This is a genomic window from Quisquiliibacterium transsilvanicum (assembly GCF_014202215.1).
Classification (GTDB): domain Bacteria; phylum Pseudomonadota; class Gammaproteobacteria; order Burkholderiales; family Burkholderiaceae_E; genus Quisquiliibacterium; species Quisquiliibacterium transsilvanicum.
This window is the reverse complement of sequence record NZ_JACHGB010000013.1, coordinates 1-11,344: the sequence shown is the minus strand read 5'-3', so window position 1 is coordinate 11,344 and position 11,344 is coordinate 1. Positions and strand designations below refer to the sequence as shown.

Annotated in this window: 16 protein-coding genes and 1 pseudogene; 5 read left to right on the top strand and 12 right to left on the bottom strand. The window is 66.0% G+C overall.

Annotated elements, in window-relative coordinates:
* Positions 1 to 39 precede the first annotated feature (39 nt).
* From HNQ70_RS19830 to HNQ70_RS19815, 4 genes are all read right to left on the bottom strand, one after another.
* Positions 40 to 339 carry a hypothetical protein gene (locus HNQ70_RS19830; protein ID WP_183970817.1) on the bottom strand — a complete coding sequence of 100 codons (300 nt, stop codon included), beginning with the start codon at positions 337 to 339 and terminating at the stop codon, positions 40 to 42.
* A 685-nt stretch (positions 340 to 1,024) separates the two neighbouring features.
* A complete protein-coding gene (locus tag HNQ70_RS19825; RefSeq protein ID WP_183970816.1) occupies positions 1,025 to 1,582 on the bottom strand; it encodes a flavin reductase family protein in 558 nt (185 codons plus the stop codon).
* A gap of 21 nt (positions 1,583 to 1,603) precedes the next feature.
* On the bottom strand, positions 1,604 to 2,011 hold the full coding sequence (locus HNQ70_RS19820; protein WP_183970815.1) for a PPC domain-containing DNA-binding protein: 408 nt from the start codon (positions 2,009 to 2,011) through the stop codon (positions 1,604 to 1,606).
* Positions 2,012 to 2,028: 17 nt separating this feature from the next.
* Positions 2,029 to 2,427, bottom strand: a complete 399-nt coding sequence (locus HNQ70_RS19815; RefSeq protein WP_183970814.1) for a sulfurtransferase — start codon at positions 2,425 to 2,427, stop codon at positions 2,029 to 2,031.
* A gap of 319 nt (positions 2,428 to 2,746) precedes the next feature.
* On the opposite strand from HNQ70_RS19815, the gene HNQ70_RS19810 reads away from it, so the two are divergent.
* Positions 2,747 to 3,292 (top strand): peroxiredoxin, encoded by a 546-nt coding sequence (locus tag HNQ70_RS19810; protein WP_183970819.1) that lies wholly within the window; start codon positions 2,747 to 2,749, stop codon positions 3,290 to 3,292.
* A gap of 154 nt (positions 3,293 to 3,446) precedes the next feature.
* Here the strand turns inward: HNQ70_RS19810 and HNQ70_RS19805 are convergent, their stop codons facing one another.
* The gene (locus HNQ70_RS19805; protein WP_425504397.1) at positions 3,447 to 3,686 is read right to left on the bottom strand and encodes a VIT1/CCC1 transporter family protein; all 240 of its coding nucleotides are present in this window, start codon (positions 3,684 to 3,686) and stop codon (positions 3,447 to 3,449) included.
* A 196-nt stretch (positions 3,687 to 3,882) separates the two neighbouring features.
* Here HNQ70_RS19805 and HNQ70_RS19800 point away from each other — a divergent pair, with 196 nt between their 5' ends.
* Complete coding sequence (locus tag HNQ70_RS19800) at positions 3,883 to 4,308, top strand: winged helix-turn-helix domain-containing protein (protein WP_246435206.1); 426 nt, start codon at positions 3,883 to 3,885, stop codon at positions 4,306 to 4,308.
* Here HNQ70_RS19800 and HNQ70_RS19795 read toward each other — a convergent pair.
* From HNQ70_RS19795 to HNQ70_RS19775, 5 genes and pseudogenes are all read right to left on the bottom strand, one after another.
* Complete coding sequence (locus HNQ70_RS19795) at positions 4,265 to 4,645, bottom strand: LysE family translocator (RefSeq protein WP_221302919.1); 381 nt, start codon at positions 4,643 to 4,645, stop codon at positions 4,265 to 4,267. The two genes, HNQ70_RS19800 and HNQ70_RS19795, sit on opposite strands and share 44 nt — an antisense overlap.
* Before the next feature lie 130 nt (positions 4,646 to 4,775).
* Positions 4,776 to 5,522, bottom strand: coding sequence for an SAM-dependent methyltransferase (locus HNQ70_RS19790; protein WP_183970813.1), 747 nt, complete (start codon positions 5,520 to 5,522; stop codon positions 4,776 to 4,778).
* 99 nt (positions 5,523 to 5,621) lie between these two features.
* Complete coding sequence (locus HNQ70_RS19785; RefSeq protein WP_183970812.1) at positions 5,622 to 5,945, bottom strand: helix-hairpin-helix domain-containing protein; 324 nt, start codon at positions 5,943 to 5,945, stop codon at positions 5,622 to 5,624.
* Positions 5,946 to 6,141: 196 nt separating this feature from the next.
* The gene (locus HNQ70_RS19780; protein ID WP_183970811.1) at positions 6,142 to 7,029 is read right to left on the bottom strand and encodes a methyltransferase domain-containing protein; all 888 of its coding nucleotides are present in this window, start codon (positions 7,027 to 7,029) and stop codon (positions 6,142 to 6,144) included.
* A 13-nt stretch (positions 7,030 to 7,042) separates the two neighbouring features.
* Positions 7,043 to 7,273 (bottom strand): annotated as a pseudogene (locus HNQ70_RS19775) (aquaporin); the annotation flags it as partial.
* 511 nt (positions 7,274 to 7,784) lie between these two features.
* Between HNQ70_RS19775 and tnpA the strand changes: the two are divergent.
* The 3 genes from tnpA to tnpC are packed head-to-tail and all read left to right on the top strand — an operon-like array spanning position 7,785 to position 10,084.
* Entirely contained in the window at positions 7,785 to 8,174 is a 390-nt protein-coding gene (gene tnpA, locus HNQ70_RS19770) for an IS66-like element accessory protein TnpA (RefSeq protein ID WP_183970810.1), read from the top strand.
* Entirely contained in the window at positions 8,171 to 8,506 is a 336-nt protein-coding gene (gene tnpB / locus HNQ70_RS19765) for an IS66 family insertion sequence element accessory protein TnpB (RefSeq protein ID WP_183970809.1), read from the top strand. Before tnpA ends, tnpB begins: the two co-directional genes overlap by 4 nt.
* Positions 8,507 to 8,545: 39 nt before the next feature.
* On the top strand, positions 8,546 to 10,084 hold the full coding sequence (gene tnpC, locus HNQ70_RS19760; RefSeq protein ID WP_183970808.1) for an IS66 family transposase: 1,539 nt from the start codon (positions 8,546 to 8,548) through the stop codon (positions 10,082 to 10,084).
* Between the two features lie 311 nt (positions 10,085 to 10,395).
* Here tnpC and HNQ70_RS20470 read toward each other — a convergent pair whose 3' ends face one another.
* The gene (locus HNQ70_RS20470; protein ID WP_281381727.1) at positions 10,396 to 10,629 is read right to left on the bottom strand and encodes an excalibur calcium-binding domain-containing protein; all 234 of its coding nucleotides are present in this window, start codon (positions 10,627 to 10,629) and stop codon (positions 10,396 to 10,398) included.
* Between the two features lie 98 nt (positions 10,630 to 10,727).
* On the bottom strand, positions 10,728 to 11,234 hold the full coding sequence (locus HNQ70_RS20685; RefSeq protein ID WP_425504396.1) for a DUF6998 domain-containing protein: 507 nt from the start codon (positions 11,232 to 11,234) through the stop codon (positions 10,728 to 10,730).
* Positions 11,235 to 11,344 lie beyond the last annotated feature (110 nt).

Genomic DNA, 11,344 nt, shown 5'->3' with positions numbered 1-11,344 from the left:
GAACCGACGAAACGACAGGCGTAGCTGAGCGGTTCGACATCAACTTTCGCATTGACGTGGTCCGGCGTGCGGAAGTCCAGTTGTGCAGACCTTCCTTAGTGCCGCGTTCCTGGTTGATTCGACGGCGAGCTGGTTGGAGCCATTCAGCCACGAAATGTACGCATTTCCGGCCGCCGCGATGGTGGCTGCGACTATGCTAAGGACCAGAGGATTCGACCAGCGGGATCGCCTGGCGTCGGCCTCCTTCAGCCCGATCTCCTTCAATCGAACCAGATACTCTTGTTCCGTCTTCTTTTCCTCGAGCTCGAGGCGTCGGAGTTCGAGTTCCTTGTTCTCCATGGTCGTCTCCCCTCAACTGCTGGGCTCACAATAGCGATGCACTGCTGCACCCAGCGGGGCCAGCTTCAGATTCGGCGCGACGAGAAGCCCGACGCCTGTCAGGACCACGTAGGCGCCGAAGACTCTGATGCTGCGGACGGCAGGGTGCATCGGTGGCTCCCGAGCGGAGGTGGCAAGGCGAAGCGCACGGCGGGAGGTGGCTCCGCACAGCCGGACAGTACTGCGGGATTCATGAGTGACGTCTCTGCCCCTAATGCCGCCGCGGCCAGCGGCCGGCAACCAGGTGAAGTAGACGTGATCGGGTGTTCGCCCGTCAAGACTGGGACGTCCGCGACGAGATAAGGCACGACGAACAGCGGAAGGGCGAACAGCGTCGCCGTGCCCCATCGGGTCGGCGAGCGTCCCGGTGCCCTGGCGCGTGCCCGCGCGGGCCGAAGGAGCTCCACCTTGAGGGCACGCTTCTTCCCCTGCGGACCGGTCTCCACCTCGAACGACACCCGTGGCCCGAGCGTCGGCCTGGCCGAGCCCCGGGCCGTCCTTCGAACCGCACCAACAACCGATCCTCCATGCCGCTGCGACCGTCATCGGACGCGTCGTCCGGCTCCGATCCGCGCGATGTCCATGAACCTGCCGGGCAGCCCGAATCATCGCATCACGCCGGCGCCGAGTGACAGGCAACGCAGATCTACACGACCGGCGGCCACACCCCCGCCGGCAGCTTGGACGCCATCTGCGTGCGGCGGTCCAGCCGACGGCCATCCGCGATGAAGGTTCCGTCGCCGACCGCATGCAAGGTGCGCCGCTCCTTGCGCGCCGTATCCACGCAGGCGGCCACCCCCTCGAGCACGACGATGCCGTGCCTGCTCACGATGTCGACGACCCTGCACTCGATGTTGGCCAGGCACTCCGCGATCAGCGGCGCACCCACCTCCCTGGCCGGCAGGGGCGTGAGCGCGAAGCGGGCGAACTTGTCCGTGTCCGCCCCCGAGCAGGTGCCGATGCCCACCACCTTGTCCAGCAGGTCGACCCCGGGAATCGCGATCACGCACTCGCGCGTCTTCCGGAGCGCCCGGAACGAATGGTTCCACGCGCCGGTGGTGATCGCGAAGCGCGGCGTGAAGTCGGTGACCATCGTCCACGAGATCGTCATGACGTTGCTGCGGGCGCCGTCGTGCGTGGTCACCAGGACGACGGGGCCCGGCTCGATCAGGGTGAAGGTCTTGCTGAGTTCCAACGCTTTCATGGACGCACCTCGGGCGAAGGGTCAGGCATTCCTGCCTGCGCTGCCGACCTGAAGCTCCCGATAGCCGGTATCGGGATCGACGGTACGGGACAACTGCCAGGCTTCGAGCGCGACGAGGAGGACTTCGGCTGTCGTGCGAACGATGTTGCCGTAGCAGACGTGCCCGCCGATGACCCGACCGGATTCGTCAGCGACGCTCATGTGCAGATGGGCGCCATCGAGGGACAAGGAGCCCGACAGGCTGATCAGCTCGAACGCCCCGCTCACCCTGGTCTCCTGCGCCGAAGCGGCAAGGCGGATGGTGATATCCGCGAGGCTGCCGATACCGGCGACCACGAAGGCGGAGCCGCCCAACGACACGCTCGCCTCGCGCTCCAGGGAGCGCCGGAGATCGGCGCCCGGCGACAGTCGCACTGGCAGGTAGTTCATGCAGGTACGCCAAGCTTTCAGGGACCGGGGACGACGATCCTCGAATCGTCCCGGATTCCCCATTCCCCCCAGGACCCGACGTAGTTCCGGACGCGCGGATAGCCCAGGGGCTTCAGGGCAAGGAAGGTGTTCGCCGATCTGTAGCCGCCGTGACAGACCGGGATGACGGGCTTGTCCGGGGACACCCCACGGGTTCCGAACAGCGTCTGAAGCATCGACAGGAAAGCTTTCAGCGGCGCATCCGACGAGTCGTTCAGGCTTACCCCGTAGAGGTCGAGATGCCTGCTGCCTTCGATAGGGCCGACCGCAAAATCCTCCGCCGGACGCAGGTCGATCAGGGTGACCGTCTCCAGTCGCTCGCCAAGCTCGCGTGCATCGATCAGATACTTCCGGACCGGGAAATCAGTGCTCGTCATCGGGATGGCTCCTGCCCGGCTTTCGCCCGGGCCCTACGAGAATGGCGTGGCCCGATGCCGCAAGGGCCACGCCGACAGGCATATCCTAATCATGTCCGGCAGGATGGGCGTCCCGGCCGTCGAGCCTGGCGCCTCGCAGGAAGATAGCGACCCGCCTCGGCGCCTGCTGGCGCAGGCGGAGGGACGCGCTACGATTGACCGCTCCGACGGCCTTCTGCTCGGGAGAATCGCCATGAAACATCGATCCCGCTCCGCACGCCACGCCCTTGCCGGCGGGGTGCTTGCGTCATTCGTTTCGCTCGGGCTTCCCGCGTCGCTCATGCCGGTCGCGCTGCTCGCCGCGCCGTCCGCGGCGCGCGCCGAGCTGAAGGTCGGCGACCGTGCGCCCGCCTTCACCGCGCCGGCCGCGCTCGCCGGCGACAGCTTCGAGTTCTCGCTGGAGAAGGCACTCGCGCGTGGCCCGGTCGTCGTCTACTTCTATCCGAAGGCGTTCACGCAAGGCTGCACCATCGAGGCCAACAGTTTCGCCGAGGCGCACGACGAATACGCCGCGCTCGGCGCGACGGTCATCGGCGTCTCGCGCGACGACATCGACACGCTGAAGAAGTTCTCGGTCAGCGAATGCCGCAACAAGTTCGCAGTCGCTTCGGACGCCAACGGCAGCATCATGAAGTCCTACGGCGCGGCGATGCCCTTCGACAGCGGCTACGCGCGCCGGATCTCCTACGTAGTCGGCCGCGACCGCAAGGTGGTCTACGTGTACTCGTCGTCGAACCCGGACGGGCACGTGCCGAATACGCTGGGGGCGTTGCGGGGCTTGAGTGGTGGGAAGGATTCCAGCGGGGCGGCATGGGGGCGGCGTTGAAGGGGAGGACGCGCCTGCCGGCTGCATGGGCGGGGCCGCCCAGCTTCCGGCCGCCATGGAACAGCCGCCGCGGGTGAACCGCCTGGAGGTGCTGGCTGGATTGTCCTGCCCGGGACCGGCCTGCGGACGAACGGTCAGGGAGCCGGCACCCCGGTCACGCGGCCACGCCGAACAGGGCTCCGACGGCCGCGGTGAGCCCCATGGCCAGGGCGCCCCAGAACGTGACCCGCGTCGCGGAGACGAGCAGCGGAGCGCCCCCGGCGCGCGCGGCGATCACGCCCAGCAGCGCCAGGAAGAGGAGCGAACTGCCCGCGAGGCTCCACATCAGCGCGGAGGACGGCAGCACGAGCACCATCAGCAGCGGCAGGAAGGCACCGGCGGCGAAGGTGTCCATGTTCAATCTCCGTCGGTTTGTACCGACACGCGAGGCTCGGGTGTCGACGGAGTTCACTGTCCGCCCGGCGCGTCCGATTCGTCCTTTAGGATGGGCTGGAAGTTCCTAAACATTCCTAAACGACACTCCCGAGGAAGCCCGCTTGCAGAACTCCGTCCGATTCGGCCGCTGCGAGATCAGCCCGGACGAGCGACGATTGCTGGTCGATGGCATGCCGGTTCGGCTGGACGCGCGCGCGTTCGATCTGCTGCTGTGCCTCCTGGCGCATCGCGACCGTGTGGCCACCAAGGACGAGGCGCTCCTGTTCGTCTGGCCGGGCCGGGTGGTGGAGGAAAACAACCTGTCGGTGCAGGTCTCTGCCCTGCGCAAGGTGATCGGCCCGGATGCGATCACGTCCATTCCCGGCAGGGGGTACCGGTTCTCGATGCCGGTAACCGACTGCGCTCCGACCGCCGATGTCGAGGCCCGCAAGCAAGGTGAGCCCGTCGCCGATCAACCCACCATCGCAGTGCTGCCGTTCGCGGTGCTCTCGGATGACCCGCGCGTCAGGTTCCTGGTCGACGGGCTGGCCGAGGACGTCATCGCACTGCTGGCGCGAGTGCCCGGCTTCCTGCTGATCTGAGCGGCGCCGCAGGGGGAACGGCGGCTGAATCCTCGACAGGCGAGGAACGGAGCAACTGCGCACCGAGGTACACGAGGTAGAGCCCGCCCGCGTACTTGACCACCGAGAACGCAAGGGACGAAACCGCAAACAGCGCGGCAAGACCCGCCGAAGCCGCAAGAGCGTTGCCAAGGTTGCCGAGGGCGACGCCCGCCACCGAAACCAGGCCGCAACGGCGCCCCTGGACGAGGCTGCGCGTGACGATGTACAGCACGCCAGGCCCCGGCGTGACGGCGAGGACGAAGCTCGCGAGGAGGAACGCGGAGAAGAGCGGCCAGGGCGGAAAGAGTTCAGTCATTGCGGCAATCTTGAAGGGAGCCGAGGTTCGAGCCAGGGAGCCGGGGCGTCCACTTAGTGCCCCGCGATCCGGGCGGCGAGGTGCCGCGGAAGACGGCGCGGATGGAAGCGATCGCCCGGAATTCCGCCCGTCATCGGGCCATCAGCGCGAACACGCCCCAGCCCAGGTATTCACGCGTGCAAGCCGCGTAGCGCTCGGGTTCCGAGCTCAGCCTGGCCCGAACCTCTTCCGCAAGCTCGTCGTCCGGATTGGCTTCGAGCCATCGCCGCATGGTGAGCCACTTGGCCGCCTCGTATCTGTCCCAGCTGTCCTGGTCCGCCAGGACCATCTCCACGACGTCGTAGCCGAGCTGGCCGAACGACGCGACAAGCCCTGGAAGCAGGAGAAAGTCGGAGATGGACCCGGCAAGACACCCGCTGGCAACCGCTTCAGTCGGCGGCAACGTCCGCCAGTACGGTTCGCCGATGAGGATGATGCCTCCGGGGCGCAGGCTCTGCGCCAGCAGTGCGATGGTGCCGGCGACTCCCCCGCCGATCCAGCTGGCACCGACACAGGCTGCCACGCCGGCCTTCTCGTCGGAGACGAAGCCGGCAGCGTCGCCATGGGTGAACTCCACCCGATCGGCGACGCCGAGTTCTTGGGCACGGAGTCTTGCCTGATCGGTGTACAGCTGGCTCAAGTCGATGCCGGTGCCGACGATGCCGTGGTCGCGTGCCCAGGTACACAGCATCTCGCCCGAGCCGCTGGCGAGGTCGAGCACCCGGGTTCCCGGCTCCAGGCGCAGGGCCGCACCGAGGGTGGCGAGCTTCCCGGGTGTGAAGGGGTTGTGGATGCGGTGAGCGCTTTCGGTGATGTTGAAGATGCGGGGAATGTCCAAGGGGGAAGATCTCCATGCAGGTGCGGACAGGTCCGGGTGCTGCCTGAGGGCCGAGCTCAGGCCGGAGCCGCCTGGGGCTTTCGCTCCTGCCGTGCATTGTCAGCCACGCCATCGCGCCTTGCGGCCCAAGGCCAGCACGCGACCGTAACGTCTCTTTCGCTCTTCCGTGTACGCCCACCACGGCCGCGGGTCGTTCCCGGACATGTAGTCGGTGATCGACATGAAGGTGTCCAGGAGGCATGGGTCCTGGCGAACATTGGCCCGCTCGCAGAACAGCTCGTACATCTCGAAGGGATCGCGGTCCTCGAGATCCGACGGAGTGTTCACTCCGATTGTCTCGAGAGCGCGTGCCACTGTCGGGCCGACGTTTGGGAGGTCGGTCAGCTTCCTGGTGGTGCTTCGCTGGACTTTGGTCGGGTTCATGTCTGGCGGCCGACGTTCGAGCCCAGGCCGCGGCCCGTCAGGGCCGTCGCGCCTGCAGCAAATGGCTGGGCGGCAGCTTGCAGCTGCCGATCCAATTACAGCTGTCCTTCCGGGCGCCTCATGACGAAGAACGCGTAGCCATAATAGCCGCGTCGCCGAACGCTGCTTGCTGCATGCCGTTACCGCACGGCACGTCTCAGGATTGCCAACGCTTCTCCACGGCAACGAGATGCGCAGACAAGTCGAAAGCAACTTCTCCGTTCGCGGCAGCAAAGGAACCGAGAGCGCTCCGAGCTTCCTGCAGCATGTGCTCGATCTGGTCCTCGCCCAGGATGACTCCCATGACCGGCAACCAGCCCCTGAGGTCGGCTTCGACCATGGTCCGGATGCTGGGAAACCGCGCCGTCCCGCGATGGGTGGTGACTTGGGCCGAAGCCACCCCGGTCTCCGAAAACAACGTTGCCAGCTCCTTGCGATCGCCGAGCACGAAGGGGGCGCGCAAGGCATCGGCCGCCTGCTGTCCCGCCATCCGCTCCACCAGCGCCACTTCGGACGCATACGCGGGCATGTTCTCCAGGGAGTCCCAGACCGCGATGACCAACCGCCCCTCGGGCGTCAGGACGCGCAGCATCTCGCGAAGCGCCTGGCGGCGGTCCGTGAAGAACATGAGGCCAAACTGGCTCACAACAGCGTCGAAGGATCCGTCGGGAAAAGGCAGTGACTCGGCGGCACCCTCTCGCCATTCAAGGGCCGGGGCGAGTTTTCTGGCCACCGCATTCATGCCTGGACTGGGGTCGATCCCCACCACCCGCCCGAGCGATCCGGTTCGCGAGGCGATTTCACGTGCAAGGATTCCGGTGCCACTGGCAACATCCAGCACTCGTTGACCGGACTTGAGCTGCGCGGCGTCTGCGACTTTCGCCGCCCACTGCCCGAAGAGGGCGGGCACGAAGAGAGCTTCGTACGCGTATGCCGCGTCGATCTGGGCCTGTAGCGTAGGTGCACTCATGGCATACCCTCCCGTCTGCGGCACCTGGCCAAGCAGCAGAGCGCGCAGCGCCGTCCGCTGCCATGCCGATGTCATGAAACGATACGCTTCAGGGAACCGTCGTGGCGGGGTAGCCTTTCCCCTTGCGTGGACACCCGGCGGCCGTCACCGCAGGACGATTGAGGCCAGCCCTGGACTGGCTTCTTTCGCTCCCGATGAAGCGATGGATCACGGCGCCGAGCAGACCGCCAGCGATGGGGGCCACCCAGAAGAGCCAGAGCTGCGAAATCGCCCAGTCGCCGACGAACACAGCAACGCCAGTGCTGCGCGCGGGATTCACCAAGTTGTGTTGGTGACGAGCGCCTTCACGCCAGCATCGCGTCTATCGGCCTGCGCAGTGAAGGCTCCGATGCCTGGGCTGCGAGGCGCAGCATGGACAGCGAGCGCTTCGCGGCCCAGGTGCCATGCCGTTGGCGCTCCGGTTGACCGACATGTTAGGCGTCGTTTGCCTTCGCGGTGTTGCTGTCCGGTGAACCAGTTGACGGCTCAGCTGGCGCATACAGTTCTTCGAACAGAGACTCTGGCATCCAGGTCTCGTACTGATCTCGTCGGCCGACTTTGCGTACCACCAAGTATCCGGGGAACTTCCGGCCGATGCTCGGTGGCGGCCTCATGCTTGTGGACTTCGAGAAGCGGGCGTGTCGTGCGGCGTACTCGAAGTTTGCCATCGAGGCAGCCTGAACCTTCGTTCCATAGCGTTCGGCGGTTTCTTCGTAAGCGTCCGGGCAACCCATCTTGAACCCGGTCGCCGGAGATAGGAGCCTCGTGTCCACGTAACTTCAGGCGGACACATGGATACTTTTCCCATCGAATTGCCGGCTCGCCGTCGCCGACGCCGGCACAGCCCCGAGTTCAGGGCCGCGGTGATCGAGGCCTGCCGACAGCCCGGTGTGTCGGTTGCGGCGGTGGCGCTGGCCAACGGCCTCAACGCCAACATGCTTCGCAAGTGGGTCAACGATGCGGAGCGGACGGAGCGGCTTGTACCTGCAGGCAGCATGGAGCTCTCGCGGTGCGCGCCGGCCGAGCCGACCACCGGCTTCGTGCCGCTGCAGTTGCCGGCGCCCAGCGCGCCCTCGGAGATCCGGATCGAGGTCAAGCGGGCCGGCACCAGCATCAGTGTGAACTGGCCGAGCGGCGCCGCGGCCGAGTGCGCCACGTGGCTGCGCGAGCTGCTGCGGTGATCCGCATCGACGCGGTGTGGCTGGCGGTCGAGCCGCTGGACATGCGGGCGGGCACCGAGACGGCGTTGGCGCGGGTCATCAAGGTGTTCGGCGAAGCGCGTGCGCACAATGCATACCTGTTCGCCAACCGGCGTGCCAACCGCATGAAGGTCCTGGTGCACGACGGCATCGGCGTGTGGCTGTGCGCCCGTCGCCTGCACCAGGGCAGCTTCACCTGGGCACCGAGTCCGGCGGGATCGGTGATGGCGATCACGGCCGAGCAGCTGCAGGCGCTGGTCATCGGGCTGCCCTGGCATCGAATCGGAACCGCGGCGACGATCCGCGTTGCGTAGCCGCCCCATCGTGCAAGGCGATGTGGCACGATTTCGGTCATGCACGCAGTCGATCAGCTGGCACGGATGAACGCGGATGAGCTTCGCGAGTTCGCGGCCCGCCTGATCACCGAGATCGCCGACACCCGGCGCGAGGTCTCGCTCAAGCAGATCAAGATCGACCAGCTCACGCACGAGATGGCGATCCTCAAGCGCTGGAAGTTCGCGGCGCGCAGCGAGCAGTTGCAGGGCGAGCAGCGCCACCTGTTCGACGAGACCATCGAGGCCGATCTCGAGGCGATCGAGCTGGAGCTCACGGCGCTGCAGCGCGCCGACGAGAAGGCCATCCCCAAGCAGCAGCCCCGGCGCGCACCGCTGCCGGCGCACCTGCCGCGCACCGAGATCCGGCATGAGCCCGAGTCCACGGTCTGCGCCTGCGGTTGTGCCCTGAAGCGCATCGGCGAGGACGTCAGCGAGAAGCTCGACTACGTGCCGGGCGTCTTCAGCATCGAGCGTCACGTCCGCGGCAAGTGGGCGTGCACGCGCTGCCAGACGCTGACGCAGGCGTCGGTGCCAGCGCATGTGATCGACAAGGGGATCCCGACGGCGGGGCTGCTCGCCCAGGTGCTGGTGGCCAAGTACCTCGACCATCAGCCGCTGTATCGACAGGAAGGCATCTTCGGCCGGGCCGGGCTGGCGATCCCGCGCTCGACGCTCGCGCAGTGGGTGGGCATGTGCGGCGTCCAGCTGCAGCCGCTGGCCGACGCGCTGCGCCAGGCACTGCTCGCACGCGGCGTGGTGCACGCCGACGAGACGCCGGTGGCGATGCTCTCGCCCGGCAAGGGCAAGACGCACCGCGCGTATCTGTGGACCTACGGCACCACCGAATACGACCCGCTGCAGGCCGTCGTCTACGACTTCGCCGACAGCCGCGCCGGCGAGCATGCGCGCCGCTTCCTCGAGGGCTGGTCCGGTACGCTCGTGTGCGATGACTACGCGGGCTACAAGGCGCTGTTTGCCGACGGTGTCACCGAGGCGGGCTGCCTGGCGCACGCTCGTCGCAAGTTCCACGAGCTGTGGGCCAACCACAAGAGCCCGGTGGCCGAGGAGGCGCTGCGCTTCTTCGGCGCACTCTACGAGATCGAATCCATCGCCCGCGAGCTGAATGCCGACGAGCGACAACGCCTGCGTCAGCTGAGGTCCAGGCCCATCGCCGACACGCTGCACAAATGGCTGATCCTGCAGCGGCAGAAGGCCACCGACGGCACGGCAATTGCCAAGGCGCTCGACTACAGCCTGAAGCGGTGGGAGGCGCTCACGCGCTTCATCGGCAACGGGGCCTTGCCCGCGGACAACAACCACATCGAGAACCGGATCCGGCCGATTGCGCTGGGCCGCTCGAACTGGCTGTTTGCCGGATCCCTGCGCGGCGGCCAACGGGCGGCGGCCGCGATGAGCCTGATCCAGTCGGCCAAGCTCAACGGGCACGATCCGTACGCCTACCTGAAGGACGTGCTGGAGAGGCTGCCGATGCATCCCGCGAGCCGCATCGAGGAGTTGCTTCCGCATCGGTGGGCGACTCCGGCCGCCAACGGCTGACAGCCTTCAGCGCGGCGGGCAAGATGGGTTGCCCGGACGCTTACGTTTCTTCGTCGAGCGCGCGGAACCAAGTGAATGCGGAGGAGCCGATGAAGGGACGATCGAAGTCAAAGCCAGTCATATAGCCTCCTGCGAATCGTGCGCTGCTGGTTTCGGGCCAATTTCAGGTCCGTCAATTATGCAGATGACCACGCCGCGTCAGTTGGGACTGCGTGATCATGACGCCTAACGTTTGAGTTCAGCGGCCGCCTTCAGCGGTCCGCTAGAGCGACGAGTTAGAGCGGACACGCGAGCCACGCTGGGGTGGAGTGTCAGCCGCACCACTGCTGCTCGCACGGGACACCATCGCGGTTACCGTCCATCTTCGTTCCCGGGCAATTCTTGAGGAAGTACGTTGCCTCTGCGCAAGAGGTCATTTGGGAACAGTACGTTCGACCATCGCAACTGAACCGCACTGCGCTCGCAGGGCTCGACTGCGAAAGACGATGAGAAATCGCGACAGCAGTCTCGGCGCCATCGACGGCCTCCTCATCCGCGTCAACCATGGATTGGTTCTTCGCATATCCCTGCCAGGCGAAGTAGCCGATTACGGCGATGATTATGAGTCGCTTCATTTTGTTCGCTAATCGAGAGAGCTCTAACGTCAAACATGAACGGCAGCTTCCGGCTCGCCGGAAGCTGTCCGCTCTATGGAAATGTTAGGCGCGTGTTGCCTTAGACGCGCCGCCGGCGGAACGTGCTCCATGAGGCGTCGCAGGGCCGCCAAAGACACTGGGTACTGGCCGTTCTTCGGCCGCGGCCTATGACTCACCAGCCTCCACACGATGTTCCCAGGGCCGTTGTACTGCTCGACGAAGGTCCCGTCGCGATTGAACCGTAGAACCAATAGGTGCTCCGGCTCGCTTGAGAGAGCGACCCTATTTCCTTGCGTCGCTTTCACTTGGACCATTCGACCATCGCACGAGCCGTCATGGCATTCAGACGACGCCACGGATAGCTCAACACCATAGTAATGAGCCGCCAAGGCCTCGCCAAGGCTGCCCACCATATGCCCGTCCGGCGTGAAGTGCCGTCCCGGGAACATCGCCTCGAGTTGGTCGACCGCGTCATATATCGAGCGCAGCAAGTGTGGTAAGCGGGCTAGATCCATGAACGCTGCAAGCGCCTAAGGAAGGTCTGCAAAATCGACCCGCGATCAGCTTGTCCGGGACCCGTGTTGCGAGCGACGATGTGAGCCATGAAGCAAGCTGACCTTGGACT

Bases quoted from the DNA above. Each gene is read 5' to 3' on its own strand.
- HNQ70_RS19830 (WP_183970817.1), bottom strand. From the start codon at position 339: ATGGAGAACAAGGAACTCGAACTCCGACGCCTCGAGCTCGAGGAAAAG.
- HNQ70_RS19825 (WP_183970816.1), bottom strand. From the start codon at position 1,582: ATGAAAGCGTTGGAACTCAGCAAGACCTTCACCCTGATCGAGCCGGGC.
- HNQ70_RS19820 (WP_183970815.1), bottom strand. From the start codon at position 2,011: ATGAACTACCTGCCAGTGCGACTGTCGCCGGGCGCCGATCTCCGGCGC.
- HNQ70_RS19815 (WP_183970814.1), bottom strand. From the start codon at position 2,427: ATGACGAGCACTGATTTCCCGGTCCGGAAGTATCTGATCGATGCACGC.
- HNQ70_RS19810 (WP_183970819.1), top strand. From the start codon at position 2,747: ATGCCGGTCGCGCTGCTCGCCGCGCCGTCCGCGGCGCGCGCCGAGCTG.
- HNQ70_RS19805 (WP_425504397.1), bottom strand. From the start codon at position 3,686: ATGGACACCTTCGCCGCCGGTGCCTTCCTGCCGCTGCTGATGGTGCTC.
- HNQ70_RS19795 (WP_221302919.1), bottom strand. From the start codon at position 4,645: ATGACTGAACTCTTTCCGCCCTGGCCGCTCTTCTCCGCGTTCCTCCTC.
- HNQ70_RS19785 (WP_183970812.1), bottom strand. From the start codon at position 5,945: ATGAACCCGACCAAAGTCCAGCGAAGCACCACCAGGAAGCTGACCGAC.
- HNQ70_RS19780 (WP_183970811.1), bottom strand. From the start codon at position 7,029: ATGACATCGGCATGGCAGCGGACGGCGCTGCGCGCTCTGCTGCTTGGC.
- tnpA (WP_183970810.1), top strand. From the start codon at position 7,785: ATGGATACTTTTCCCATCGAATTGCCGGCTCGCCGTCGCCGACGCCGG.
- tnpC (WP_183970808.1), top strand. From the start codon at position 8,546: ATGCACGCAGTCGATCAGCTGGCACGGATGAACGCGGATGAGCTTCGC.
- HNQ70_RS20470 (WP_281381727.1), bottom strand. From the start codon at position 10,629: ATGGTTGACGCGGATGAGGAGGCCGTCGATGGCGCCGAGACTGCTGTC.
- HNQ70_RS20685 (WP_425504396.1), bottom strand. From the start codon at position 11,234: ATGGATCTAGCCCGCTTACCACACTTGCTGCGCTCGATATATGACGCG.